Origin of the sequence: Salipiger mucosus DSM 16094, from assembly GCF_000442255.1 — a bacterium.
GTDB classification, from domain to species: Bacteria; Pseudomonadota; Alphaproteobacteria; order Rhodobacterales; family Rhodobacteraceae; genus Salipiger; species Salipiger mucosus.
Genome location: NZ_KE557285.1, coordinates 124,079 through 148,973 on the forward strand (window position 1 = coordinate 124,079; position 24,895 = coordinate 148,973).

At 70.7% G+C, this 24,895-nt stretch carries 22 protein-coding genes; 15 read left to right on the forward strand and 7 right to left on the reverse strand.

What is annotated here, in order from left to right; translation table 11 throughout:
* The 4 genes from SALMUC_RS24850 to SALMUC_RS24865 all read right to left on the reverse strand — a co-directional run.
* A partial coding sequence (locus SALMUC_RS24850; RefSeq protein WP_037372903.1) for a BCD family MFS transporter occupies positions 1 to 1,010 on the reverse strand: 1,010 nt, incomplete at its 3' end.
* A 4-nt stretch (positions 1,011 to 1,014) separates the two neighbouring features.
* A complete protein-coding gene (chlG, locus tag SALMUC_RS24855) occupies positions 1,015 to 1,920 on the reverse strand; it encodes a chlorophyll synthase ChlG (protein WP_021120957.1) in 906 nt (301 codons plus the stop codon).
* Positions 1,921 to 2,048: 128 nt separating this feature from the next.
* Entirely contained in the window at positions 2,049 to 3,488 is a 1,440-nt protein-coding gene (ppsR, locus tag SALMUC_RS24860) for a transcriptional regulator PpsR (protein WP_020042516.1), read from the reverse strand.
* A gap of 36 nt (positions 3,489 to 3,524) precedes the next feature.
* The gene (locus SALMUC_RS24865) at positions 3,525 to 4,325 is read right to left on the reverse strand and encodes a cobalamin B12-binding domain-containing protein (RefSeq protein WP_020042515.1); all 801 of its coding nucleotides are present in this window, start codon (positions 4,323 to 4,325) and stop codon (positions 3,525 to 3,527) included.
* Positions 4,326 to 4,653: 328 nt separating this feature from the next.
* On the opposite strand from SALMUC_RS24865, the gene bchF reads away from it, so the two are divergent.
* The 15 genes from bchF to SALMUC_RS24940 all read left to right on the forward strand — a co-directional run bounded on the left by bchF (position 4,654) and on the right by SALMUC_RS24940 (position 20,652).
* Entirely contained in the window at positions 4,654 to 5,142 is a 489-nt protein-coding gene (bchF, locus tag SALMUC_RS24870) for a 2-vinyl bacteriochlorophyllide hydratase (RefSeq protein ID WP_020042514.1), read from the forward strand.
* Positions 5,139 to 6,419: a ferredoxin:protochlorophyllide reductase (ATP-dependent) subunit N gene (locus SALMUC_RS24875; RefSeq protein ID WP_020042513.1), complete on the forward strand. Its 1,281-nt coding sequence runs from the start codon at positions 5,139 to 5,141 to the stop codon at positions 6,417 to 6,419. The genes bchF and SALMUC_RS24875 overlap by 4 nt, the downstream gene beginning before the upstream one ends.
* Entirely contained in the window at positions 6,416 to 7,948 is a 1,533-nt protein-coding gene (gene bchB / locus SALMUC_RS24880; protein WP_020042512.1) for a ferredoxin:protochlorophyllide reductase (ATP-dependent) subunit B, read from the forward strand. Before SALMUC_RS24875 ends, bchB begins: the two co-directional genes overlap by 4 nt.
* The gene (locus tag SALMUC_RS24885; protein WP_020042511.1) at positions 7,938 to 11,504 is read left to right on the forward strand and encodes a magnesium chelatase subunit H; all 3,567 of its coding nucleotides are present in this window, start codon (positions 7,938 to 7,940) and stop codon (positions 11,502 to 11,504) included. The genes bchB and SALMUC_RS24885 overlap by 11 nt, the downstream gene beginning before the upstream one ends.
* Positions 11,505 to 11,610: 106 nt before the next feature.
* A complete protein-coding gene (bchL, locus tag SALMUC_RS24890; RefSeq protein WP_020042510.1) occupies positions 11,611 to 12,507 on the forward strand; it encodes a ferredoxin:protochlorophyllide reductase (ATP-dependent) iron-sulfur ATP-binding protein in 897 nt (298 codons plus the stop codon).
* A 58-nt stretch (positions 12,508 to 12,565) separates the two neighbouring features.
* Positions 12,566 to 13,246, forward strand: a complete 681-nt coding sequence (gene bchM, locus SALMUC_RS24895; RefSeq protein WP_020042509.1) for a magnesium protoporphyrin IX methyltransferase — start codon at positions 12,566 to 12,568, stop codon at positions 13,244 to 13,246.
* Positions 13,243 to 14,682, forward strand: coding sequence for a PucC family protein (locus SALMUC_RS24900; protein WP_021120961.1), 1,440 nt, complete (start codon positions 13,243 to 13,245; stop codon positions 14,680 to 14,682). The genes bchM and SALMUC_RS24900 overlap by 4 nt, the downstream gene beginning before the upstream one ends.
* 27 nt (positions 14,683 to 14,709) lie before the next feature.
* Positions 14,710 to 15,483: a photosynthetic reaction center subunit H gene (gene puhA, locus SALMUC_RS24905; protein WP_020042507.1), complete on the forward strand. Its 774-nt coding sequence runs from the start codon at positions 14,710 to 14,712 to the stop codon at positions 15,481 to 15,483.
* A 16-nt stretch (positions 15,484 to 15,499) separates the two neighbouring features.
* The gene (gene puhB, locus SALMUC_RS24910; RefSeq protein WP_020042506.1) at positions 15,500 to 16,132 is read left to right on the forward strand and encodes a photosynthetic complex putative assembly protein PuhB; all 633 of its coding nucleotides are present in this window, start codon (positions 15,500 to 15,502) and stop codon (positions 16,130 to 16,132) included.
* A gap of 13 nt (positions 16,133 to 16,145) precedes the next feature.
* Positions 16,146 to 16,631, forward strand: a complete 486-nt coding sequence (gene puhC, locus SALMUC_RS24915) for a photosynthetic complex assembly protein PuhC (RefSeq protein ID WP_020042505.1) — start codon at positions 16,146 to 16,148, stop codon at positions 16,629 to 16,631.
* On the forward strand, positions 16,631 to 16,927 hold the full coding sequence (locus SALMUC_RS24920) for a hypothetical protein (protein ID WP_020042504.1): 297 nt from the start codon (positions 16,631 to 16,633) through the stop codon (positions 16,925 to 16,927). Before puhC ends, SALMUC_RS24920 begins: the two co-directional genes overlap by 1 nt.
* On the forward strand, positions 16,924 to 18,057 hold the full coding sequence (acsF, locus tag SALMUC_RS24925; RefSeq protein WP_021120963.1) for a magnesium-protoporphyrin IX monomethyl ester (oxidative) cyclase: 1,134 nt from the start codon (positions 16,924 to 16,926) through the stop codon (positions 18,055 to 18,057). Before SALMUC_RS24920 ends, acsF begins: the two co-directional genes overlap by 4 nt.
* Positions 18,058 to 18,106: 49 nt before the next feature.
* Positions 18,107 to 18,922: a putative photosynthetic complex assembly protein PuhE gene (puhE, locus tag SALMUC_RS24930; RefSeq protein ID WP_020042502.1), complete on the forward strand. Its 816-nt coding sequence runs from the start codon at positions 18,107 to 18,109 to the stop codon at positions 18,920 to 18,922.
* Complete coding sequence (hemA, locus tag SALMUC_RS24935; protein ID WP_020042501.1) at positions 18,912 to 20,126, forward strand: 5-aminolevulinate synthase; 1,215 nt, start codon at positions 18,912 to 18,914, stop codon at positions 20,124 to 20,126. The genes puhE and hemA overlap by 11 nt, the downstream gene beginning before the upstream one ends.
* Before the next feature lie 82 nt (positions 20,127 to 20,208).
* Positions 20,209 to 20,652 (forward strand): c-type cytochrome, encoded by a 444-nt coding sequence (locus SALMUC_RS24940; protein WP_020042500.1) that lies wholly within the window; start codon positions 20,209 to 20,211, stop codon positions 20,650 to 20,652.
* Positions 20,653 to 20,737: 85 nt separating this feature from the next.
* On the opposite strand, the gene dxs is transcribed toward SALMUC_RS24940, so the two are convergent.
* The 3 genes from dxs to pufM all read right to left on the reverse strand — a co-directional run bounded on the left by dxs (position 20,738) and on the right by pufM (position 24,890).
* Positions 20,738 to 22,663, reverse strand: a complete 1,926-nt coding sequence (gene dxs / locus SALMUC_RS24945) for a 1-deoxy-D-xylulose-5-phosphate synthase (RefSeq protein ID WP_020042499.1) — start codon at positions 22,661 to 22,663, stop codon at positions 20,738 to 20,740.
* Positions 22,664 to 22,763: 100 nt separating this feature from the next.
* Positions 22,764 to 23,900 carry a photosynthetic reaction center cytochrome PufC gene (gene pufC / locus SALMUC_RS24950; protein ID WP_020042498.1) on the reverse strand — a complete coding sequence of 379 codons (1,137 nt, stop codon included), beginning with the start codon at positions 23,898 to 23,900 and terminating at the stop codon, positions 22,764 to 22,766.
* A 3-nt stretch (positions 23,901 to 23,903) separates the two neighbouring features.
* Positions 23,904 to 24,890 carry a photosynthetic reaction center subunit M gene (pufM, locus tag SALMUC_RS24955; RefSeq protein ID WP_020042497.1) on the reverse strand — a complete coding sequence of 329 codons (987 nt, stop codon included), beginning with the start codon at positions 24,888 to 24,890 and terminating at the stop codon, positions 23,904 to 23,906.
* Positions 24,891 to 24,895 lie beyond the last annotated feature (5 nt).

The following is a 24,895-nucleotide window of genomic DNA, read 5'->3' on the forward strand; positions in this document are numbered from 1 at the left end:
GCGGCGACGGCGAACATGCCGTTGCAGACCCCCAGCGCCACGACCGCGGCGAGCAGCGCGCCGCCCTGCCCCGTGGCGCCCAAGGCCGAGATCGCGGCGAGGCTCGCGGCCGAGCCGAGGCAACCGGCGGCGACCCAGCCGCGCAGCGAGCCGAGGCGCAGACCCGTCGCGGCGATGCCGACGGTCAGCATACCGAGGAAGACGCCGCCGTTCTGCGCGCCGGAGAGCGCGGTCGACTGGCCCGGCGTGAAGCCGAAGACTAGGCCCGCGTAGGGCTCGAGGATCAGCTCCTGCATGAAATAGGCGGTCATCGACAGGAAGACGAAGACCGTGAAGTTGCGCGCCTGGCGCTCGGCCCAGATCTCGCGCAGACCCTCGCGGAAGCGCGTGCGCTCCTGCGGGCGGGGCGCGGCACCCTGCGCGCGGCGCTCGATGCCCGCGACGGCGATCGCGGAGAGCAGCGTGGCCCCGCCCGCGACGACAGCCACGATAACCAGCAGCCGCGCCGGCGAATAGGGATCGAGGAAGGCCCCCGCACCGGCCGCCGTCAGGGCGATGCCGGCGATCATCATGAGCCAGGTGATCGTGGCGGCCGCCGCGCGCCGCTCGGGCGGCACCACCGCCGAAAGCAGCGCCAGCAGCGAGGTGCCCGAGGCGCCGACGCCGAGGCCGATCAGCGCGTAGGACAGGATCGAGAGCGCCAGCGCCGCCCCGAAGGCCTGCCCGAAGAGCACCACGCCTGCCGCCGCGCCCATCGCGCCGAGGGCCAGCGCAACCATGCCGCGCAGGATCCAGACCGTGCGGCGGCCGCCGACGTCCGAGAGGAACCCCCAGTTGGGCCGCGTGATCTGGATGCCGTAGTGCAGCGCCACCAGCGCGCCCGGCAACACCGCTGGAAGCGCCATCTCGACCACCATGAGCCGATTCAGCGCCGAGGTCGTGAGCACCACGATGGCGCCGAGCGCCATCTGCACCAGTCCGAGGCGGATGATCGTGATCCATCCGGCCATGTCGCTATCCTCCCGTCCCGCGCAGCGCGAAGGCCGCGACCATCATGCCTCCGACGTAGAGAGATACGCCGGTCGCGTTGTACCAGGGCGCGCGGCCCTTCGGGTCGCGCAGCAGCACGCGCATCGCGGCCAGTTGCAGCGCCAGCAGCGCGGCGATGGCGCCGGCGTGCCAGGGCCAGTCCCAGCCCGCCAGCAGCGCCACCACGGCGAGCTGCGGCAGGGCCATGGTCCAGCAGGCGACACGCGCCGCGCGCGCCGGTCCCAGCGTTACCGGGAGCGAACGCACACCGGTCTGGCGGTCGCCCTCCAGCGCCTTGAAATCGTTGAGCGTCATGATCCCGTGCGCGCCGAGCGCGTAGAGCAGCGCCAGTGCCACGACCGGCGCCGCGGGCGCGCCCGCCGACAGAACGGCAGCCCCGGTGAACCAGGGCAGCCCCTCGTAGCAGAGGCCGACGAGGCCGGGCCCGAGAATGCCGGACCGTTTGAGCCGCACCGGCTCCGCCGAGTAAGCCCAGGCTGCCGCGACGCCGAAGACCGTGGCGCCGAAGCCCCAGGGCCCGAGCGCGGTGCCCAGCAGCAGCGCGAGCGCGCTCATCGCCAGCGCGATCCAGAGGCCCCAGCGACCCGGGATCGCGCCCGAGGGGATCGGGCGGTCAGGCTCGTTGATCGCGTCGACATGCCGGTCGCACCAGTCGTTGGCCGCTTGGCTCATACCGCAGACGACCGGCCCCGCCAGCACCATGCCCAGCAGCACCGGCCCCGGCGCGGACCAGGGGCTCACGCCCGAGGCGACGACGCCGCAGAGATAGGCCCAGACCGGCGGAAACCATGTGATCGGCTTGACCAGCGTGAGCACGGCGCGCGGGTGCGGCGTCGACCGGGCGGAATGTAAGTCAGATGTGACACTCATAGTGTCAATTAAACTATACATCCGGGAGTCGGGAAAGCGTTTTCTCACCCGGCGGGACGCACACCGTCATATCGCGGGAGAGAATGATGCTGCATCACCTGCCGGGCGCGCCCGGCCGCGGCCGCGCCTCAGTCGGCGGTGTCGCCGGAATCCGTCGAGAGCAGCCCGTGCTTGCGCAGCTTGACGTAGAGGCTCTGGCGCGAGAGGCCCAGCATCTCCGCGGCGGCGACGCGGTTGTTGCCGGTGAGCTGGATCGCCGTCTCGATGCAGATCTTCTCGATCACGTCAGAGGTGGCCGAGACGAGGTCCTTCAGCGAGGCCGTGCCGACGAGGTCCATGACGTTCTTCATGGCCTCTTCGCTGACGGCCATGTGGCCGGCCTCGGGGTCGAAGATCTCGTTCGGGGTGACATCGCGGATGATGAAGCCGTAGCCTAGGTCGCCGCCGCGCTGGATCAGTCGCGCGGCCGAGATGTCGACCCCGGCGCGGGTGCCGTTGACGCTGGCGACCTGCGCGGAATAGCTGCGCATGCGTCCCTTCTTGGAGGCGGCCTCGAGGATCAGCTTGAGGTCGATCCCGCCCCGCACGAGGAAGTCTGCCAGCGAACGCCCGCGCACGTCGCGCAGCTGCGCGGCATCGGCCAGCACGAGGAAGGCCTCGTTGGCCTCGCGGATGACACCCTGGTTGTCGGTGAGGACCACCGCATCGCTGGTCTCGGCGAAGAGCGCCGAGAGGAACTGCGCGGCCTCGGGGCCCGTGGCGCCCTCCTCGTCCACCTCGTTAAGGCGGCAGAGCATGTAGAGATCGCCCGCGGCCCGGAAAAGCTCGGGGTAGACCATGATCACATGGCCGTTGCGCCGCGCGATGGCCTCGACCCCGCGCAGTTCCTCGGCGCTGGCGGCGGCCTGCAGCGTCTCCATGAACTCGGTCGGGCGGCGCCCCTCGAAGGCCTGGGCGAAGGCGTTGCCGGACAGGGTCTCGACCTTGCTGCCCAGCAGGCTCGCGGCGGCGCTGTTGAGATCGCGGATGCGGCCCTTCTGCGGCTCGACGATGGCCAGCGGCGTTTCCGAGGCCTCGAGCACGACGCGGAAGAAGGTGGTCTCGCCGCGCAGCTTCTGCTGGTCGCGCTCGCGCGCCATCTGCTCGCGCACGAGCCGCTGCTGCATCTCGGCGATGGGCTGCATGTCGCGGCCAAGCATCAGGATGCTGTCGCCGCCATCGACGCGGTGCAGCGTGTAGCGGACAGGAAATTCCCAGGTGGCGTTGTCGATGTGGTTCAGCTCGACCGGCCGTGGCACGCGGGCCGGATCGGCGCGCATGGCCGTCAGCCGCTCGGAGAACTTGACGCGGCTCTCCTCGGTCAGGAAGCCGTCGAGCCGGCGGCCGACCCAGTGGTCGAGGCAGCCCAGCGAGGGACAGTCGGGATTGACGGAGATACCGGCGACGACGCCCTCACCATCGACGTGAAGCGCGATGTCGGCGGCCTGCTCGAACAGGTTGGCAATACTGTCGTTGGACGGCAGGACACCTGCGTTCAGAGGCTGGGGAGTCCTCTCCTGTCGTGTCACGTCTCGCTCCTCGCATCGGCCGCCGCGCTCGTGTCGCTATCTCGGCCCGTCGAAATCAAGCTCTGTCGCGACCGTCGAAAGACCACATCGCTCGACCGCCTCTCTCGCCGTCTTGACCGCGAAATCCGCCCCGGTCCTCTCGGTCACCTTCGCGTAGTGCGAGACGGCGCGACCTCCGACGACAACCGGCGGGACGTGATCCAGTTTCGACCGGCAGTAATCTACGAGTTCGGTCACCTTTTCAAGCGTATTCCATGTCGCGGCGGAAATCCCGAGGGCCGAGAAACGACGCGCCCCGATGAAGTCGACAAGTTCCTGCGGCGACATGCCGATGCCCATATGCACCCAGACCCCGTGCCGCCTGAGCTGGTCGGCGGCCACGAAGGCGCCCAGCGAGTGATCCTCGAAGGTGGGCACGATCATCAGGAAGCTCTCGCCCAGCGGAATGGACCGGTCGAAACGGCCCGAGGCGCCGTCGGGGCGATTGCGGAACAGCGCCTGCAGCCGCGCGGCGCCGACCGTCACGTCGACAAAGCTCGCCCGGTCCTTGACCCAGAGCTCGCCCAGCCGACGCGACGCCTCGGGCACGTAGTAGTCGTAGAGCTCCTGGCTGCCGATCCCGTTCGCCATCAGCGAGGCGAGCACGCTCTTGTGGCTGGTCTCGGACTCCGACATCAGCGCCTCGACGAAAAGCTCGACCCATTCGCCGCGATGGCGCGGTGTCTGGCCCGCGCGGCTGGAGTTCACCTTGCGCAGCGCGGACTCCACGAGAAAGCGGATCGCAGGCGCCCGCTCCGGCTGAACACCGGAGCCGTCGTGATCATTCATGTTACCCATTGGCCCCTCCCCGGACACAGTGGATATTGCCTTTCGGTCTTTTACGATCTCAGCGCGGAGTTGGGTCAGTCTGCACCCGTCATTGGCGCCTGTCAATTTTTGTTGACATACGCGCGAAGGAATACGACCCCAACGCACTGGAAACGCGTCCGTAATAAATTTCATGCATCGCATGGCCAAGCAGGCGATACTGCAAAGGGTCAGAATGGCTGGCATTTCATCGTACAGATCGACTGACAGCCTTCGCCGCATCCGTGTGTAAATTTATGTTGACACTTTTGAAGCCCAGCCCCTAGCATCCAGTCATAGGCAGACTGGCGAGGGCTCCATGATACAGCGTGCGTCGACAGGACAGGCCCGCCCGGCCCTCTACACCGAGGCGCAGCGCGCGCGGCGGGACGCCAGCGTATGGACCACCGTGCAGGGCATCCTCGCGCCGGCGCAGTTCCTGGTCTTTCTGATCTCGCTCGCGCTGGTGCTGCGCTTCCTCGCCACCGGCGAGGGATACGCCGCCGCGACGCTGTCGATCGTCGCCAAGACCGGCGTGCTCTTCCTCATCATGGTGACCGGCGCGATCTGGGAGAAGGTGGTCTTCGGGCAATACCTCTTCGCCGCGGCCTTCTTCTGGGAGGACGTGGTGAGCTTCGGGGTCATCGCGCTGCACGCGGCCTATCTCTGGACCCTGCTCGCCGGTGCGCTGACGCCAGCGGGCCTCATGGTTCTCGCGCTCGCGGCCTATGCCGCCTACGCGGTCAATGCCGGGCAGTTCCTGCTGAAGCTGCGCACCGCGCGGCTGCAGGCGGCGGTGACGCCATGAGCTGCGCGGCCGCCCCCGAGACCGGATGCCGCAACGCCCCGGTGCTGCGCGAGCGCGGCCAGCACGAGGTCTTCTGCGGGCTGACCGGCATCATCTGGCTGCACCGCAAGATGCAGGACGCCTTCTTCCTCGTCGTGGGCTCACGCACCTGCGCGCACCTGCTGCAGTCGGCCGCGGGCGTCATGATCTTCGCCGAGCCGCGCTTCGGCACCGCGATCCTCGAGGAGACGGACCTGGCCGGCATGGCCGACGCGCAGGCCGAGCTGGAGCGCGAGGTCGATCGCCTGCTCGCGCGGCGCGGCGACATCCGTCAGCTCTTTCTCGTGGGCTCCTGCCCCTCCGAGGTCATCAAGCTGGACCTTGCCCGCGCGGCCGAACGGCTCTCGGCCCGCTACGGCCCTCAGGTGCGGGTGCTGAACTACTCCGGCTCCGGCATCGAGACCACCTTCACCGAGGGCGAGGATGCCTGCCTTGCCGCCATGGTGCCCGCCCTGCCCGAAACGCAGGCGCGCGAGCTGCTGCTGGTCGGTGCCCTGCCCGACGTGGTCGAGGATCAGGCACTGGCCCTGCTGGCCGAGCTCGGCATAGGGCCCGTGCGCGTGCTGCCCGCCCGCCGCGCCGAGGACGACTGCGCCATCGGTCCGAACACCGTATTCGCGCTCACGCAGCCCTTCCTGGGCGGCACGCTCGCCGCGCTGGAGCGGCGCGGCGCCCGTCACATTCCCGCGCCCTTCCCATTCGGCGAGGAAGGCACGACCCTGTGGCTTCGCGCCGTGGCACGGGAATTCGGCGTCGAGCCCGCGCGGTTCGACGCCGTCACACAAGCGCCCCGCGCCCGCGCCCGCCGCGCCGTGGCCCGGGCCTCGGAGGGGCTGAAGGGCCGCTCGGTCTTCTTCTTCCCCGACAGCCAGCTCGAGATCCCGCTGGCGCGTTTCCTGACCCGCGAGTGCGGGATGGAGGCCGTCGAGGTCGCCGCCCCCTACATCCACCGCCGCGTGGTCGGCCCCGACCTCGACCTGCTGGCCGAGGGCCCGGTGCTGGCCGAGGGGCAGGACGTGGAACGCCAGCTCGACCGCTGCCGGGCCGCGCGGCCCGACCTCACGGTCTGCGGGCTGGGGCTCGCCAATCCGCTCGAGGCCGAGGGGCTGGCGACCAAGTGGGCGATCGAGCTGGTCTTCACCCCGGTGCATTTCTACGAGCAGGCGGGCGATCTCGCCGGGCTCTTCTCGCGCCCGCTGCGCCGGCGCGCCGCGCTCCGGCTGGAGGCGGCGGAATGAAGCTCTCGGTCTGGACATACGAGGGCCCGCCGCATGTCGGCGCCCTGCGCGTCGCCACCGCCATGAAGAGCCTGCACTACGTCCTGCACGCGCCGCAGGGCGACACCTATGCGGACCTGCTCTTCACCATGATCGAGCGGCGCGACCACCGTCCGCCGGTGACCTACACCACCTTCCAGGCTCGCGATCTGGGCTCGGACACCGCGAACCTCTTCCGCGAGGCATGCCAGGCGGCCTACGACCGCTTCCGCCCGCAGGCGATGATCGTGGGCGCCTCCTGCACCGCCGAGCTGATCCAGGACGACCCCGGCGGCATGGCCGAGACCATGGGCCTGCCGGTGCCGGTGATCCCGCTCGAACTGCCCAGCTACCAGCGCAAGGAGAACTTCGGCGCCGACGAGACGCTCTTCCGGCTGGTGCGCGCGCTGGCGCGGCCGATAGAGCGCACGGCGCGCGTCTCGGCCAACCTGATCGGCCCGACCGCGCTGGGGTTCCGCCACCGCGACGACATCACCGAGGTCACGGCGCTGCTGTCGGACATGGGCGTGGACGTGAACGTCGTCGCCCCCTACGGCGCGACGCCAGAGGATCTCGCGCGGCTGGGCGCGGCCCATTTCAACGTGCTGATGTATCCCGAGACCGGTGAAAGCGCCTGCCGCTGGATGGAACGCGAGCTGGGCCAGCCCTTCACCAGAACGGTGCCGATCGGTGTCGGCGCCACGCGCGATTTCGTGGCCGAGGTGGCGGCGCTCGCCGGCGTTACCCCGGCGCTGGACGAGGCCCGCCTGCGCCTGCCCTGGTACTCGGCCAGCGTGGATTCCACCTACCTGACCGGCAAGCGCGTCTTCGTCTTCGGCGACGGCACCCATGTCACCGCCGCCGCCCGAATCGCCCGCGACGAGATGGGCTTCGAGGTCGTGGGCCTCGGCTGCTACAACCGCGAGGCGGGGCGCCCGGTGCGCGCGCTGGCCCGCGAGATGGGGCTCGAGGCGATCGTCACCGACGATCACCTCGATGTCGAAGAGGCCATCGCCCGGCTCGCCCCCGAGCTGATCCTCGGCACCCAGATGGAGCGCCACATCGGCAAGCGCCTAGGCATTCCCTGCGCGGTGATCTCCGCGCCGGTGCACGTGCAGGACTTCCCCGCGCGCTATGCCCCGCAGATGGGGCTCGAGGGCGCGAACGTCATCTTCGACACCTGGGTGCACCCGCTGGTCATGGGCCTCGAAGAACACCTGCTCCACATGTTCCGCGAGGATTTCGAGTTCCACGACGAGGCCGGGCCCAGCCATCACGGCGCGCAGGCCCACCGGTCCGTGGACCGCCCAGGGGCCGGGGGCGAAGCCCCCGCCGCGCCGGAAGGCGGCGAGGTGATCTGGCTCGACGAGGCCGAGCGCGAGCTGCGCAAGGTGCCCTTCTTCGTGCGCGGCAAGGCGCGCCGCAACACCGAGAGCTTCGCAGCAGAGCGCGGATTGCACGAGATCGGCGTCGACACCCTCTACGAGGCCAAGGCCCATTATGCGCGATGACGCCCATATCCCTGCGCCCTACCGGGTCGTGATCCTGACGCTGGACTCCCACGCCGCCGGCCCCTGCGCCCGCGCCGCCGAGCGGCTGGCGGCCGACTTCCCCGGCCTCGAGATCTCGATCCACCCGGCGGCGGAATGGGGCGAGGATCCGGGCGCGCTCGACCGTGCGCGGCGGGCCATCGCGCGCGGAGACATCGTCATCGCGAGCCTCATCTTCCTCGACGAGCACATCGCCGCGATCCGCCCCGACCTCGAGGCGCGGCGCGAGCACTGCGACGCCATGGCGGGCATCATCGCCGACGCCCAGATCGTGAAGCTCACGCGGATGGGCACGCTCGACATGCAGGCGCCGGAAAGCGGCACGCGCAAGCTGCTGAAGAAGCTGCGCGGCGGCGGCGGGTCGGGCAAGGCCGACAACGGCGCACGCAAGATGCGGATGCTGCGGCGCCTGCCCCGGCTCCTCAAGCTCATCCCCGGAAAGGCGCAGGACCTGCGCGCCTGGTTCCTGACCATGCAATACTGGCTGGGTGCCTCGGACGACAACATCGAGGCCATGGTCCGCTTCCTGATCTCGCGTTACTGCCGTCACGCCGACTGGTGCGGCGTGGGCGCCCCGGCGCCGCTGGACTACCCCGAGACCGGCCTCTACCATCCCGACCTGCCCGGCCGCATCGCCACCGATGCCGCCGAACTTCCCGCACGCGAGGGGACGACAGGCACCGTCGGTCTGCTCATGATGCGCAGCTACGTGCTCTCGGGCGACACCGCACACTACGACGCGGCGATCCGCGCGCTCGAGGCGCGGGGCCTGCGCGTGCTGCCGGCCTTCGCGGGCGGGCTCGACGGGCGACCCGCGGTGGAGGCCTACTTCCGCGACGCGCGGAGCGCACGGATCGACGCGCTGCTCTCGCTCACCGGCTTCTCGCTGGTTGGCGGCCCCGCATACAACGACAACGACGCCGCCATCGACCTGCTGAGCCCGCTCGACGTGCCCTACGTCGCCGCGCACCCGCTGGAATTCCAGACGCTGGGCCAGTGGGCCGGCTCGGCGCAGGGGCTGGGGCCCATCGAGACGACCATGCTCATCGCCCTGCCCGAGCTCGACGGCGCGACGACCCCCACGGTCTTTGCCGGACGCCACGGCGCCGAGGGCTGCGACGGCTGCGCCCGAGCCTGCCGCCCCGAGGGCACCCGGCGCGCCATGGCCCCCTGCCCCGAACGGATCGAGGCGCTGGCCGACCGCATGGCCCGCCGCGTCGCGCTGCGCCGCTCGGAGGTCGCCGAGCGTCGCGTCGGCATCGTGCTCTTCGGCTTCCCGCCCAACGCGGGCGCCGCAGGAACCGCTGCGCATCTCGACGTCTTCCGCTCGCTGCTGAACACCCTGCAGGCCATGGCCGCGCGCGGCTACGACGTGAGCCCGCCCGAGACGGTCGAGGCGCTGCGCGAGGCGGTGCTGGGCGGCTCGGCCGCGCAATACGGGCAGGAGGCCAACGTCGCCGCCCATGTCCCCGCCGACGACATCGTCGCGGGCACGCCCTGGCTGCCGGAGATCGAGGCGCAGTGGGGGCCCGCCCCCGGGCGGCAGCAGTCGGACGGCACCGGCGTCTTCGTGCTGGGCGCGCGGTTCGGCAAGGTCTTCGTCGGGCTGCAGCCCGCCTTCGGCTACGAGGGCGACCCGATGCGCCTGATGTTCGAGCGTGGCCACGCGCCGACCCATGCCTTCGCGCAGTTCTATCTCTGGCTTCGGAAAGCCTTCCGCGCCGACGTGCTGCTGCACTTTGGCATGCACGGCGCGCTCGAATTCATGCCCGGCAAGCAGGCCGGACCCTCGGGCGCGGACTGGCCCGACCGGCTGATCGGCGATCTGCCCAACGTCTACCTCTACGCCGCGAACAATCCCTCGGAGGCAACCCTCGCCAAGCGCCGGGCCAACGCGGTCACCGTGTCGCACCTGACGCCGCCGCTCGCGGCCTCGGGGCTCTACAAGGGGCTGGCCGAACTGAAGGAGAGCCTGACCCGCTGGCGCGAGGCCGCGCCCGAGGCGCCGGAACGTGCCGAGATCGCCGCACTGATCGCGGAACAGGCCGAGGCCGTGGACCTCCACGGCACCGACCCGGAGGCGCTCTGGCTCACGCTGCTGGACACCGAGGCGGCGCTGATCCCCGAGGGGCTGCACGTCGTCGGAGCGCCGATGAGCGCCGAGGCGCGGGCGGGCTACCTCGACCTCATGGCGGACACAGGCCCCGAGGCCCGCGCCCGGACCGACGCGATGCTGCAGGAAGACACCGAGATCCCGGCGCTCATGGCGGCGCTCGAGGGCCGCTTCACCCCGCCGGTGCCGGGCGGCGACCTGATCCGGTCGCCCCAGATCCTGCCCACCGGGCGCAACATCCACGCCTTCGACCCCTTCCGCATGCCCACCGCATTCGCCTGCCGCGAGGGCGAGGCGCAGGCCCGCCTGCTGCTAGAGGCACACCGGACGCTGCCGCGCTCCGTCGCGCTGGTGCTCTGGGGCTCGGACAACATCAAGTCCGACGGCGCCGCCATCGCGCAGGCGCTGGCGCTCATCGGGGCACGGCCGCGCTTCGACAGCTTCGGCCGGCTCTGCGGTGCCGAGCTGGTCCCGCTCGAAGAGCTGGGCCGTCCGCGGATCGACGTGGTGATGACGCTCTCCGGCATCTTCCGCGACCTGCTGCCGCTGCAGACCCGCCTGCTGGCCGAGGCCGCGCTCAAGGCCGCGTCGGCCGACGAACCTCCCGAGCGCAACTTCGTCCGCGCCCATGCCACGGCCTATGCCGAACGCACCGGCTGCGACCTGCAGACCGCTGCCCTGCGCGTCTTTTCCAACGCCGAGGGCACCTACGGGTCCAACGTCAACATGCTGGTCGACGCCTCGGCCTTTGCCGAGGAGGACGAGCTGGCCGACAGCTACGAAAGCCGCAAGAGCTTTGCCTACGGCATCGACGGCAAGGCCGCGCGCAATGGCGCGCTGCTGCAGGCCTCGCTGGCGACGGTGGACCTGGCCTACCAGAACCTCGAGTCCGTCGAGCTGGGCGTGACCACGGTGGATCACTACTTCGACACGCTGGGCGGCATCTCGCGCGCGGTGAAGCGCGCCCGCGGCGGGCAGGAGGCGGCGGTCTACATCTCGGACACCACGCGCGGCGCCGGCAAGGTGCGCACGCTGGCCGAGCAGGTGGCGCTGGAGACGCGCTCGCGCTCGCTCAACCCGAAGTTCCACGAGGCGCTGCTGCGCCACGGCGCCGAGGGCGTCCGCCAGATCGAGAGCCATGTGACCAACGTCATGGGCTGGTCGGCCACGACCGGCCAGGTCGAGCCCTGGGTCTACCAGCGGATCTCGGAGACCTTCGTGTTGGACGCCGAGATGCGCGAGCGGATGGCGGCGCTGAACCCGACAGCCTCCTCGCGCATGGCAAACCGCCTGCTCGAGGCCCACGACCGCGCCTACTGGCAGCCCGACGCGGCGACCGTCGCGGCACTGCGCGACGCGGCCGATGCACTCGAAGACCGGATGGAGGGGGTCGCCGCGGAATGACCCGGACACGCTCCCTCCCCCTGCGGCTCCGCGCCGCGCCCCCGCAAGGCGGGGGCATTCCCACCACCAAGGGGTCCGCGCCGATGCGGCCCGGAAAGGACATGCCATGAGCCCGCGCGACGAGATACCCGTTCTGCGGGGACAGGACGGCGAAGGATCGGTGCAGGTGCACCAGGACGAGGAGCTTCGGATCGAGGGGGCCAAGGTCTTTTCGGTCTACGGCAAGGGGGGCATCGGCAAGTCGACCACCTCGTCGAACCTCTCGGCCGCCTTCGCCCGGATGGGCAAGCGAGTGCTGCAGATCGGCTGCGATCCCAAGCACGACAGCACCTTCACCCTCACCGGGCGGCTTCAGCCCACGGTGATCGACATCCTCAAGGAGGTGGATTTCCACGCCGAGGAACTTCGCCCCGAGGACTACGTCACCGAGGGGTGGGGCGGCGTGCAGTGCGTCGAGGCGGGCGGGCCGCCCGCCGGCACCGGCTGCGGCGGCTACGTCGTGGGCCAGACCGTCAAGCTTCTGAAGCAGCACCACATGCTCGATGACGCCGACGTGGTGATCTTCGACGTGCTGGGCGACGTGGTCTGCGGCGGCTTCGCGGCGCCCCTTCAGCATGCCGACCGGGCGCTGATCGTGACGGCCAACGACTTCGACTCGATCTACGCCATGAACCGGATCATCGCCGCGGTGCAGGCCAAGTCGCAGAACTACAAGGTGCGGCTGGCGGGCTGCGTGGCCAACCGTTCGAAGGACACCGACGAGGTCGACCGCTACTGCGGCAAGGTCGGGTTCCGCCGGATCGCGCACATGGCCGACGTCGACGCCATCCGCCGCTCGCGGCTCAAGAAGAAGACGCTCTTCGAGATGGCCGACGAGCCCGACATCGAGGCCTGCCGCGCCGAATACCTGCGCCTGGCCGAGGCGCTCTGGCGCGGCACCGACCCGCTGGCGCCGGCGCCGATGGAGGATCGCGACATCTTCGAGCTGCTGGGGTTCGACTGATGGAGAGCGCCGTGCACAACACGCATCCGGTGCGGCGCCTTCCGGGGAGGCCACGGGGATGAGCTACGCCCGCACCCTCACCCGCGTCGAGACATACTTCGCCCCCCCCCCGCCCCGCCAGTGGGAGCGGCTGACCAGCGAGGCGCCGGTCTCGCGCATCCGCGAGACGGTGCGGCGGGGGCGCGACGAGATGCGGGAACGGATGCTGGGGCGGCTGCCCGATGACCTGTGCGGCGCGCGGGTGCTGGACGCGGGATGCGGCGCCGGGCAGATGAGCCGCGCGCTGGCCGAGCGCGGCGCCGAGGTGGTGGCCGTCGACATATCGCCGGCACTGGTGGAGATCGCCGCGCGGCGCCTGCCCGAGGCCCTGCGGGCCCAGGTCGACTTCCGCGCGGGCGACATGCTGGACGCGGGGCTGGGCCGCTTCGATCACGTCATGGCGATGGACAGCCTGCTCTACTACCGCCGCCGCGACGTGGCCCACGCGCTGGCGGGGCTGGGGTCACGGACGCGGGACAGCGTCGTCTTCACCGTCGCCCCGCGCACGCCGCTGCTGATGGCGATGTGGAGCGCGGGCAAGCTCTTTCCGCGCGGCGACCGCTCGCCGCGCATGGTGCCGCATCACCCCGCCGCGCTGGCCGCGGCGCTGCGGGCGCAGCGCGCGCCGGGCCGCTTGAGCGACCTCGGCCGGGTGCGCAGCGGCTTCTACATCTCGCAGGCGATGGAGTACGCGCCATGATCCCCGGCCGCGCCATGCTGTCGAAGCTGCCGCTGGGCGCCCTGCCCTTCGCCGACGCGGCGAGCGAGGGCCTGCCCATGGCGCAGCTCCTGCGGCTGTCACTTTTCCAGGTCTCTGTCGGCATGGCGACGGTGCTGCTGCTCGGCACGCTGAACCGGGTGATGATCGTCGAGCTTTCGGTGCCCGCCACGGTGGTCGCCGTGATGATCGCCCTGCCGGTGCTGATCGCGCCGATGCGCGCGCTTCTGGGCTTCCGCTCGGACACCCACCGCAGCGCCATCGGCTGGAAGCGCATCCCCTACCTCTGGTTCGGCTCGCTCTGGCAGATGGGCGGCCTCGCGGTGATGCCCTTCGCGCTGCTCGTGCTCTCGGGGCAGCAGGTCGTCGGGCCGGACTGGGCCGGCGAGGTGCTGGCCGCGCTGGCCTTCCTGATGACCGGGCTGGGGCTGCACATGACGCAGACCGCCGGGCTGGCGCTGGCGACCGACCGCGCGGACGAGGAGACGCGCCCGCGCGTGGTGGCGCTGCTCTACGTGATGTTCCTGCTGGGCATGGCGGTCTCGGCGGTCATCGTGGGCTGGCTGCTGAGCGACTTCACCCCGCTCGCGCTGATCCGTGTCGTGCAGGGCGCCGCCGTCGTCGGCATCGCGCTGAACCTCGTGGCGCTCTGGAAGCAGGAGAAGGTCCGCCCGATGAGCCGCGCCGAACGCGCCGCCCCGCGCCCGCGCTTCCGCGACGCCTGGGCCGACCTGCTGGCGGGAGGTACCGCCGGGCGCCTGCTCGCGGTGGTCTTCCTCGGCACCATGGCCTTCAACATGCAGGACGTGCTGCTCGAGCCCTACGGCGGCGAGATCCTGGGCCTCTCGGTTTCCTCCACGACGCTGCTCACGGCGGTTTACGCCCTGGGCGCGCTGGCGGGGTTCGTCCTCGCCGGGCGGAGGCTGGCACGGGGGCGCGATCCCTACCGCATCGCGGCGAGCGGGCTGCTGACCGGCATCGCGGCCTTCTCGACGGTGATCTTCGCCGCCCCCATGGGCTCGGCCGCGCTGTTCTTTGCCGGCGCCACGCTGATCGGGCTCGGCGCGGGCCTTTTCGCGGTGGCCACGCTGACCGCCGCGATGACCCTGCCCGCCACGGGCCGCGCCGGGCACGGGCTCGCGCTCGGGGCCTGGGGCGCGGCGCAGGCCACCGCCGCAGGGCTGGCCGTGGCCTTCGGCGGCGGCATCCGCGACGCGGTCGACGCCATGGCCACATCGGGCGCCTGGGGCGCCGCGCTGGACAGCCACGCCACCGGCTATTCCGTCGTCTACCACATCGAGATCGCGCTGCTCTTCGTGACGCTCGCGGCCTTCGGGTCGCTGATGCGCCGGGCGCGCGCCGCCACCCGAACCAAGGAGGGACCGGCGCGGCTCGGCCTCGCCGAGTTCCCAACCTGACGCCGCCACCCGGAAAGGACCGAACCCATGACCGGAACATTCTTCGCAGAGGTCGACCTCGCCAGCGTGGCGCTCTGGCTCTTCTGGATCTTCTTCGCGCTGCTGATCTGGTATCTCCAGCGCGAGAACATGCGCGAGGGCTACCCGCTCGAGGACGACGACGGGCGCGCCTCGGCCAACCAGGGCCTGTTCCCTGTCCCCGACGACAAGACCTTCGTGCTGCCCCACGGCCGCGGCACGCTGACGGTGCCCTCGGGCCAGAACCCGGACCGCGCCGAGCTGGCGCTGGCCAAGACGGCGGCGGGCAACGGCTTCCCGTTCGAACCCACGGGCGATGCCATGACCGACGGGGTCGGCCCGGCCTCCTGGGCGCCGCGCCGCGACGTGCCGGAGCTGGACGGCGCGGGGCATCCCAAGATCGTCCCGATGTCGGCCATCGAGCAGGTCCGCGTCTCGGCCGGACGCGACCCGCGCGGGCTGCCCCTGGTCTCGGGCGACGGCGAGGCCGTGGGCGTGGTCACCGACATGTGGATCGACGAGCCCGAGCAGCTGGTGCGCTACCTCGAGTACGAGCTGGACACGGCGCACGGCGGCGGCACGCGGCTGGTGCCGATCACCATGACGCGGATCCGGAAGGACCGCGTGCGGGTGCGCAGCCTCTACGCCCACCAGTTCGCGGGCGTGCCGAAACACGCTTCGCCCCGGCAGGTGACCCTGCTCGAGGAGGACCGCATCGCGGGCTACTACGCCGGCGGCACGCTCTACGCGAGCGAGGCGCGGCTGGAGCCCAAGTGGGGCTGACGGAGAGGAGCACGCCATGAGCCACGACGATTTCGCCTTCGAGCCCGTCCCCGGCCTGCCCGAGCGCCTGCCCGAGGAGGAGGTCATCCTCTGGCAGGGCCGGCCCGATGCCTTCGCGCTGGCGCGGGACGCTCTGAACCTGCCTTGGGTCGCGGGCTACTTCGGCCTGCTGGCGGCATGGCGCTTCGGCGCGATGCTGTCCGAGGCACCGGCGGGCACCGCATTGGCGGGGGCGACGCCCTTCGTCCTGATGGGCGCCGTGGTCTGCGCGCTGCTTTGGCTGGTGGCCTTCGTCCAGGCACGCGCCACGGTCTACACGATCACCAACCGCCGCGTTGCCATGCGCATCGGCGCCGCGCTGACGCTGACGCTGAACCTGCCCTTCCGGCAGGTCGCGGGCGCGGGGCTCGCGCTGCGGCGCGACGGCACCGGCACCATCGCACTGGAGCTGATGGGCGACACGCGGCTGTCGTTTCTCGTCTGCTGGCCGCACGTCCGGCCCTGGCGCCTGCGCGAGCCGCAGCCCGCGCTGCGCTGCATTCCCGACGCCGCCAACGTCGCGCGCGTCCTGTCCGAGGCCGCCGAGGCGCGGATCTCCACCCCGCAGATCGACCGCCGGCCCGAACCGGCGCCGTTCGCGGCCGAATGAGGAAGGCCCCGCGATGATCCACGCCGACGCCACGCCCCGCCGACACCGCCCCCGCGACACCGAGCTGGTGCCCCGCGCTCTGGTCCGCGCCGTGGGCGCGCTGGTGCTGTCGGTGCTGGCGCTGGTGACGCTCTACCGGCTGACCGACCGCCCGGTGATCGCGGCCCCGCCGCAGGGCGACATCGCCGTCGAGCGCAGCGTGATCCTCTCGGGCGACCTCTCGGGCGCAGCCAGCGTCACGGCCCCCGATGGCCGGCCGATCGCCGAGCTCGGCCCCGAGGAAGGCGGCTTCGTCTCGGGCGTCTGGCGGGTCATCCGCCGCGAACGCATCAACCACCGCGTCCCGCTCGACGGGCCGGTCACGCTGCTCGGGCACCGCTCGGGCCGCGTCTCGATCCACGACCCCGCGACGGGGTGGAGCGCCGACCTCATGGGGTTCGGCGCGGACAACGCCAGGGCCTTCGCACGGCTCCTGGCCCAACCGGAAGGAGGCCAATGATGGGATGGCTTACCAAGGAAATCGAACACGCGCCCTGCACGGTGGAGGTCAGTCACTGCTTCGAGAGCCTGCACGCGCACGTGCGCTTCGACAACGGCGCGACCGTGAACCCCGGTGACGAGGTGCGCGTCCAGGGCCCCGAGATCATGGCGCCCTTCGGCGAGATCGTGCGCGAGGCGCGGCAGGCGACGATCGTGCGCGCCTCGAAGCTGGAACAGCTCTGGACCCGCCTGACCGGCGACGTCGAGGTCATGGAGCTCTGCGAATTCTCGTTCTCCGAGGAGGCCACGCTGTGAACGCCCATACCCTACCCCCGACCCACACCGCCGACGCCACCACCGCCGAGGAGGGTCTCGCCATCCAGGAGGCGCAGGCGAAGATGGACAGCGCGGCGGCCACCGCCGTCGCCATGCAGAACACGCTGCTCACGCCGCGGTTCTACACCACCGATTTCGACGAACTGGACGCGATCGACGTGACCCCCGTGCGCGCCGACTGGGACGCGCTCATCGCCGAGATGGTCGCGGACCCCAACAAGGGGCACTTCCGCAAGAACGAGGACTGGGACCAGGTCGACTGGGAGAACATGGAGCCGGAGCTGCGCAAGGAGTTCATCGACTTCCTGATCTCCTCCTGCACGGCCGAGTTCTCGGGCTGCGTGCTCTACAAGGAGATGAAGCGGCGCGGGGCCAACCCCGACGTGACGCAGCTCTTCCAGCTCATGGCGCGGGACGAGGCACGCCACGCGGGCTTCATCAACGACGCCCTGCGTGAGGCGGGCGTTGCGGTGAACCTCGGGTTTCTCACGAATTCCAAGAAATACACCTACTTCCGGCCGAAGTTCATCTACTACGCCACCTATCTGTCGGAAAAGATCGGCTACGCCCGCTACATCACGATCTTCCGCCACCTCGAGGCGCATCCCGAGCATCGTTTCCACCCGATCTTCAAGTGGTTCCAGGAGTGGTGCAACGACGAGTTCCGCCACGGCGAGGCCTTCGCGCTGCTGATGAAGACCGACCCCAAGCTGACCTCGGGCGTCAACGTGCTCTGGATCAAGTTCTTCCTCACGGCGGTCTTCGCCACGATGTACGTGCGCGATCACCAGCGCCCGGCCTTCCACGAGGCACTCGGCGTCGATCCCGACTGGTACGGGCACGAAGTCTTCACCAAGACCTCGGCGATCTCGACGCAGGTCTTCCCGATCACGCTCGACATCGACAACCCGCGCTGGACCGCCGGCCTCAAGCGGCTGCAGAAGGCCAATGCCGATCTCGCGGCGGCGACGGACAAGTCGGGCCTGGGCGCCTTCCTCGGGCGCATGACGGCACGGGCCCGCGCGGCGACGGCCTTTGCCGCGCTCTACATGATCCCGGCAAAGAAGCACCGCGTGCCCGAGAGCCCGCGCATGGAGCCGGCCTATTGAGCCGGCGCCCGCATAGAAGCCCTGGCGCGGCACCGGGGGCGCGCGGCGCATGACCGCGAGCCCCTGGATTGCCGCGCTCGTCGCCCTGTTCCTCTGGTGGTTCCTCACCGGGGCGATCCTGCTGGCCGTGCGCCACGCCGAGCGCGCCGGGCGCCGCGCGCCGCTGGCCTGCACGCTGGCGGCGCTGCCGCTGCTGGGCGCAGGGCTCTGGGGCATCCACGCCACGCTGGGCGGCAGCGGACCCGCGGCGGTCTACGGCGCCTTCCTCGCGGCGCTGGCGATCTGGGCCTGGGTCGAGCTGGCCTTCCTGACCGGCCTCGTGACCGGGCCCAACCTGCGCCCCTGCCCGCCGCACCTGCCGGAATGGGAGCGCTTCATCCGCGCCTGGGGCACCGTGGCCTACCACGAGATGCTGCTTCTGGCGCTGCTCATCGCGCTCTGGACCCACGGACAGGGCACCGCGCCCGCCTTCGGGTTCTGGACCTTTGCCGTGCTCTACGGCGCGCGGGTCTCGGCCAAGCTGAACCTCTATTTCGGCGTGCCGCACATCAACACCGAGTTCCTGCCCGGCGCGCTGGCGCATCTTGCCAGCCACTTCCGCGTGTCGCGGCTGAACTGGGTCTTCCCGCTCTCGATCACCGCGCTCACCGGCGCGGGCGCGCTCTGGCTGCACCGCCTCGGGGCCGCCACGACACCGGGCGAGACGACCGGCTACGCGCTGCTTGCCGCGCTCACCGCGCTTGCCCTGCTCGAGCACTGGCTGATGGTGCTGCCGCTGCCCGACGCGAAACTCTGGCGCTGGATGCTTCCCGCGCCCAAACAGCCGCAAGAGACGGCCCGACCGGAGGGATCCCATGGATTATGACGCCATGTTCACCGCGCAGCTCGACACGCTGAGGCAGGACGGCAACTACCGCATCTTCGCCGAGCTGGAGCGCCGCTGCGGCGCCTTCCCCCGCGCCCGGTCCTGCGACGAGGCCGCCCCCGACGAGGTCACCGTCTGGTGCTCGAACGACTACCTCGGGATGGGCCAGCACCCGGTGGTGCGCGAGGCCATGAAGGAGGCCATCGACCGCTGCGGCGCGGGCGCCGGCGGCACGCGCAACATCTCGGGCACCAACCACCAGCACGTGCAGCTCGAGGGGGAACTCGCCGACCTGCACGGCAAGGAGGCGGCGCTGCTCTTCACCTCGGGCTACGTGTCGAACTGGGCGGCGCTCTCGACGCTGGGCAGCCGCCTGCCCGACGCGGTGATCCTGTCGGATGCGCTCAACCACGCCAGCATGATCGAGGGCATCCGCCATTCCCGCGCCCGGAAGGTCATCTGGCGCCACAACGATCCCGAGGACCTCGACCGCAAGCTCGCGGCCCTGCCCGCCAACGCGCCGCGCATCGTGGCCTTCGAGTCCGTCTACTCGATGGACGGCGACATCTGCCCCATGCAGGAGATCGTCGAGGTCGCCGAGAAGCACGGCGCGATGACCTACCTCGACGAGGTGCATGCGGTGGGCCTCTACGGCCCGCGCGGCGGCGGCATCTCGGAGCGCGAGGGACTGGCCGATCGCATCACGCTGATCGAGGGCACGCTGGGCAAGGCCTATGGCTGCATGGGCGGCTACGTCACCGGCTCGGCCCCGCTGTGCGATTTCATCCGCAGCTTCGCGAGCGGATTCATCTTCACGACGGCGCTGCCGCCGGCGGTGGCCGCGGGGGCGCGCGCCTCGATCCGGCACCTGAAGCAGAGCGACACCGAGCGCTTGCGCCAGCGGCGGCAGGTGGCCCGCCTGCGCGCCGCGCTGGACGCGCGCGGCATCCCGCACATGGACAATCCCAGCCACATCATCCCGGTGATGATCAAGGATCCGGTGAAATGCCGGATGCTGGCGGACATCCTGATGAACGACTGGGGCATCTACGTGCAGCCGATCAACTTCCCCACGGTGCCCAAGGGCACCGAGCGGCTGCGCTTCACGCCCTCGCCCCTGCACGAGGACGCCGACATCGACCACCTGGTCGAGGCGCTGTCCGTGCTCTGGAAGCAATGCGCCATCGCCCATGCGGTGGCGTGATCGCGGGCTGACCGCGATCCTTGACCGGGGACCGCGCCGCGCGCGGCGCCCGGCCGCGACCACGCGAAAAATGGAGAGCACCATGAAATTACCGATATCCGGCCTTTCCGGGCTGGGCCTGTGCCTGCTGGCGTCCGCGGCGCTGGCGCAGGACGCGGGCGATCCCGACGCCGGCGAGCGCGACTTCCGGCAGTGCCGGTCCTGCCACTCGATCCTGGGCCCCGACGGCGAGGCGATCGTCAAGGGCGGCCAGGTGGGCCCCAATCTTTACGGAGTCGACGGCCGACAGGCCGGCACGGTCGAGGGCTTCAACTATTCCGATGACATGGTCGCCGCGGGCGAACAGGGACTCATGTGGAACCTCGAGGACTTCACCCCCTACGTGCAGGGCCCGAGCGGCTTCCTGCAGGACTACACCGGCGACGGCTCGGCGCGAGGCAAGATGACCTTCCGCCTGCGCAACGCCGAGCAGGCGCCGGACATCTGGGCCTATCTCGTCTCGGTCGGGCCCGACGGCGGCAGCTGACCGGACGCACCGCCGCGCAACTGCAAGGGGCCGCGCCCGGGCGCGGCCCCCTTGCCGTCCGATCCCGGGAGGGAAGTGCGGCGGCTCAGCGCGCCAGGGGGATCGGGACGACCGTTTGCGTGTCGGCGATGCCGAGCGCCCCGCGCGCGGTGGCGGCGATGTCGGCGGCGGTCAGGCCCGCGTCGGCATACATCTCGGCCGGCGAGGCCTGCTGGATGAAGCGGTCCGGCAGGCACATGGTGCGCAGCGCCAGCCCCCGGTCGAAGGCCCCGCCCCGCGCCAGCGCGTGCATCACAACCGAGCCGAAGCCGCCCTCGGCCCCCTGCTCGACCGTGACCAGCGCCCGGTGCCGCCGCGCCAGCCGCAGAACCAGCCCGGTGTCCAGCGGCTTGGCGAAACGCGCATCCGCGACAGTGACCGAGAGCCCCTCGTCTTCCAGCGCCTTGGCCGCGGCAAGGCACTCGGCCAGCTGCGCGCCAAAGGACAGGAGCGCCACGTCCTCGCCCTCCTGCAGCACGCGGCCGCGGCCGATCTGCAGCACCTCGCCGCGCTCGGGCAGCGCGACACCGGTCCCGGCCCCGCGCGGGTAGCGGAACGCGATGGGCCCCGCGTCATGCGCGGCGGCGGTCGCGACCATGTGCGTGAGTTCGGCCTCGTCTGCGGCCGCCATGACGGTGAAGCCCGGCAGGCAGGTCAGGTAGGCCACGTCGTAGGCGCCCGCGTGGGTCACGCCGTCGGCGCCCACCAGCCCGGCGCGATCGATGGCGAAGCGCACCGGCAGGCCCTGGATCGCCACGTCATGCACCACCTGGTCGAAACCGCGCTGCAGGAAGGTCGAATAGATCGCGCAGAAGGGCTTGAGCCCGCTGGCCGCCATGCCGGCGGCGAAGGTCACGCCATGCTGCTCGGCGATACCCACGTCGAAGACCCGCGCGGGGAACCGCTCGGCCATGACGCTGACGCCGGTGCCCGCGGGCATGGCCGCCGTCACCGCCACGATGTCGGGATCGCGCGCGGCCTCCTCGGTCAGCGCCTTGCCGAAGACCGAGGTGTAGCTCGGCGGCCCGCCCGCCTTCTTGGCCTGCGCGCCGGTCGTCACGTCGAAGGTCGACACGCCGTGGTACTTGTCGGCGCTCTTCTCGGCCGGGGCATAGCCCTTGCCCTTGACCGTGCAGCAGTGGATCAGCACCGGCCCCGTCGCCCGCGCCCGCGCCGCGCGCAGCACCGGCAGGAGCTGGCCCATGTCGTGCCCGTCGATCGGCCCCACGTAGTCAAAGCCCAGTTCCTCGAAGAGCGTGCCCGCGCCGGGCATCCCCCGGACCAGCTGCCGCGCCCGCCGCGCGCCCTCGCGCATCGGTGCGGGCATGGCGGACTCGGCGGCCTCGGCCAGCCGCGCGAAGGGCGCCTGCCGGTAGAGCCGTCCGAGGTAGGCCGACATGGCGCCCACGGGCGGCGCGATGCTCATCTCGTTGTCGTTGAGGATCACGAAGAGCCGCCGCCCCTCGGCGCCCGCGTTGTTGAGCGCCTCGTAGGCCATGCCCGCGCTGATCGCGCCGTCGCCGATCACCGCGATGGCATCGCCCGTGGCCTGCCCCATGTCGCGGCCCACGGCAAAGCCCAGAGCCGCGCTGATCGAAGTCGAGGAATGTGCCGCACCGAAGGGGTCGAAGGCGCTTTCCGCGCGCTTGGTGAAGCCGGAGAGTCCGCCTTTCTTGCGCAGCGTGCGCATCCGGTCGCGCCGCCCGGTGAGGATCTTGTGCGGGTAGCACTGGTGGCCCACGTCCCAGATCAGCTTGTCCATAGGCGTGTTGAAGACCGCGTGCAGCGCGACGGTCAGCTCGACCACCCCCAGCGAGGAGCCCAGGTGCCCGCCGGTCTCGGAGACGACCGAGATCAGCTCGGAGCGCAGTTCGCGCGCCAGCGCGGCAAGCTCGCGATCGCCGAGGCGCCGAAGGTCGGCGGGTCCGGCGATCCGGTCAAGAAACGGCGTGTCGGTACGGGTCTGTGTCATCGCTGCCCCCTTCCGGCTGGCTCTGGCGCCGCCCGCGACGGGGATGGCCGCGGCAGGCGCGATGCGCGGCCGGGCGCGGTGGCGCGCCCGGCCGGTTGGCTCACTGCGAGAGCGCGTCTTCGCCGCTGCCGTAGTCGGGCGTGCCGGTCGTGGCCAGTTCCGGCCAGTCGCCGATCACGTTGGTGCCCTGCAGCGGCTGCTGGTAGCCCTTGTGGCAGGTGCGGCAGCCGACCTTGGGCATGTCCGCGTGCTGAGGGCCCAGGCGCTCCGGCGGGAGCTGGTCCTTGAGCGGCAGCAGGTGGTCGTTGTTGATCTCGCGCACCATCTGGATGCCGAGGCTCTCGGTGCTCCACTGCGGCGTCACCTGCGCCCCGTCGTAGAAAGCGCGGGTGTTGTGGCAGAAGGTGCAGTTCACCCCCAGCGAGTTGGCGACGTAGTTCATCAGCCCGTAGGTGCGCTCGGCCTTCTGGATCGAGGCATAGCCGTCCTGTCCCGGCACACCGGCGACCCGGCTGTCGAGATCGTGCACGCCGATCACCTGGTCATCGAGCAGGTAGGCCTCGAGCGCATCGGACGGCAGCGAGGTGTAGCTGCTGAGCGGCGTCACGCGGTTCTGCACCGCCGCCCAGCCCTCGGCCGCCTGCACGGTGGGCGTGTTGATGAACCAGATGTCGCTGGGCACGTTCTGGCCCCGGTGGCAGGTGTAACAGGTCACGCCGACCTGCTTGTTGGCGTTGACGTGCCCGTCCCAGCCCTCGTTGATGCTCTGCGTCATCTGCAGCATCCGCCGCGCGACAACCTTGGTGTAGAGCGCATCCTCGCCGTAGGTCTCGGGGCCGCCGTCGCCGTGGCAGTAGGCGCAGCCCTGCTCGGGCGCCACCCAGCGCGTCATGGCCCCCATGACCCGGTTGAAGTTGGCATCCGTCAGCCCGCCCAGCACCTGGACGTTCTGATAGATGTCACCGGCCAGCTCCTCGCCCTCCTCGGGCGGATAGGGCGGATCGGGAAAGATCGCCTCGATGGTGGGATCGGGGGTGGCGAGATCGGCCTCGAACTCGGTCACCATCATGCCGGTGCCGCGCGGGCCGGTCTGCAGGCTGTCGGTGGCCCAGGGCTGGCCCAGCGCGACCAGCGCCGTCGCCGCCACCACCGCCACGCCCACCACCCCGAAGAGGATCGCCGGACGTTCGACATCCACCGGGTTCTCGCGGTTCCATTTGCCAAACCAGTCGAACATCGCTCAGTCCCCCTGTCCGATGAAGGCCTCGTAGGAGCCGTAGCTCTCGTAGCCGTAGGAGCCGTCGTACATCGGCGCGAAGTTGTGGTCCTGCGCCCAGATGAACCAGTTGTCGACGACCGTGCCGGTCAGCAGGATGCCGATCCCGCCGGTGATCGGCGTGAGGACCGCGAACCACCAGGCCCAGCGGTGGATGCCCTCCATCGTGGCGTTGAAGCCCATGGTCCAGCGCCAGAAGAGCGCCGCCCGCTCCGAGGCGGTGCCCCGGTCGACGATCTGCTCGAGCTCGCGGTCTCCGCCGAAGCGGCTGACGGCCAGAATCGTCGCCCCGTGCATCGCGAAGAGCAGGCAGGAGCCGTAGAGGAAAACGATCGAGAGGCAGTGGAACGGGTTGTAGTAGAGGTTGCCGTAGCGGATCGAGAATGCCGTGGTCCAATCGAGGTGCGGGAAGATGCCGTAGGGCACCGCCTCGGACCACGAGCCCATCAGGATCGGCCGGAAGAGCCCCAGCACCAGGAAGAGCCAGATCGCCGAGCCGAAGGCCCAGAAGACGTGCTTGCCCATCCGGTGCTCCTGCGCGAGCAGGTAGGTCCGCGCCCACCAGCTCATGACACTGACCAGCAGAAGGAACGAGGCGATGATGTACCACCCCCCGTCCTGAAGCGGCGGGATGGTCAGCCCGTACTCGGGGCTGGGCGGTTCGAGCGCGAGCCAGAAGCCCTGCCGCAGGAACTCGGCGATGTTCCAGTCCACCTGCGCCAGCATGTTGAGCCCGATGATGTTGAGGCACAGGATGAAGGTCGCCACCGACACCATGCCCGTCCAGCCCAGGTAGATCGGCCCGAGCTGCGCGTTGCCGAGCCATCCGATCAGCCGGCTGAAGCCGGGCTGGAAGATGCGTTCCTCGGTGAGGGTGCCGTGGTCGTCCATGCCCGTCTCCGGGGCTCCCTGGACCTGCACCTGCGTGAAGATGTTGAGATATTCGGCCATCGGTC

Bases quoted from the DNA above. Each gene is read 5' to 3' on its own strand.
- bchM (WP_020042509.1), top strand. From the start codon at position 12,566: ATGAGCTACGCCCGCACCCTCACCCGCGTCGAGACATACTTCGCCCCC.
- puhE (WP_020042502.1), top strand. From the start codon at position 18,107: ATGACCGCGAGCCCCTGGATTGCCGCGCTCGTCGCCCTGTTCCTCTGG.
- SALMUC_RS24865 (WP_020042515.1), bottom strand. From the start codon at position 4,325: ATGGGTAACATGAATGATCACGACGGCTCCGGTGTTCAGCCGGAGCGG.
- SALMUC_RS24875 (WP_020042513.1), top strand. From the start codon at position 5,139: ATGAGCTGCGCGGCCGCCCCCGAGACCGGATGCCGCAACGCCCCGGTG.
- bchL (WP_020042510.1), top strand. From the start codon at position 11,611: ATGAGCCCGCGCGACGAGATACCCGTTCTGCGGGGACAGGACGGCGAA.
- bchB (WP_020042512.1), top strand. From the start codon at position 6,416: ATGAAGCTCTCGGTCTGGACATACGAGGGCCCGCCGCATGTCGGCGCC.
- SALMUC_RS24885 (WP_020042511.1), top strand. From the start codon at position 7,938: ATGCGCGATGACGCCCATATCCCTGCGCCCTACCGGGTCGTGATCCTG.
- chlG (WP_021120957.1), bottom strand. From the start codon at position 1,920: ATGAGTGTCACATCTGACTTACATTCCGCCCGGTCGACGCCGCACCCG.
- SALMUC_RS24940 (WP_020042500.1), top strand. From the start codon at position 20,209: ATGAAATTACCGATATCCGGCCTTTCCGGGCTGGGCCTGTGCCTGCTG.
- puhC (WP_020042505.1), top strand. From the start codon at position 16,146: ATGATCCACGCCGACGCCACGCCCCGCCGACACCGCCCCCGCGACACC.
- dxs (WP_020042499.1), bottom strand. From the start codon at position 22,663: ATGACACAGACCCGTACCGACACGCCGTTTCTTGACCGGATCGCCGGA.
- bchF (WP_020042514.1), top strand. From the start codon at position 4,654: ATGATACAGCGTGCGTCGACAGGACAGGCCCGCCCGGCCCTCTACACC.
- hemA (WP_020042501.1), top strand. From the start codon at position 18,912: ATGGATTATGACGCCATGTTCACCGCGCAGCTCGACACGCTGAGGCAG.
- pufC (WP_020042498.1), bottom strand. From the start codon at position 23,900: ATGTTCGACTGGTTTGGCAAATGGAACCGCGAGAACCCGGTGGATGTC.
- pufM (WP_020042497.1), bottom strand. From the start codon at position 24,890: ATGGCCGAATATCTCAACATCTTCACGCAGGTGCAGGTCCAGGGAGCC.
- SALMUC_RS24920 (WP_020042504.1), top strand. From the start codon at position 16,631: ATGGGATGGCTTACCAAGGAAATCGAACACGCGCCCTGCACGGTGGAG.
- puhA (WP_020042507.1), top strand. From the start codon at position 14,710: ATGACCGGAACATTCTTCGCAGAGGTCGACCTCGCCAGCGTGGCGCTC.
- SALMUC_RS24900 (WP_021120961.1), top strand. From the start codon at position 13,243: ATGATCCCCGGCCGCGCCATGCTGTCGAAGCTGCCGCTGGGCGCCCTG.
- puhB (WP_020042506.1), top strand. From the start codon at position 15,500: ATGAGCCACGACGATTTCGCCTTCGAGCCCGTCCCCGGCCTGCCCGAG.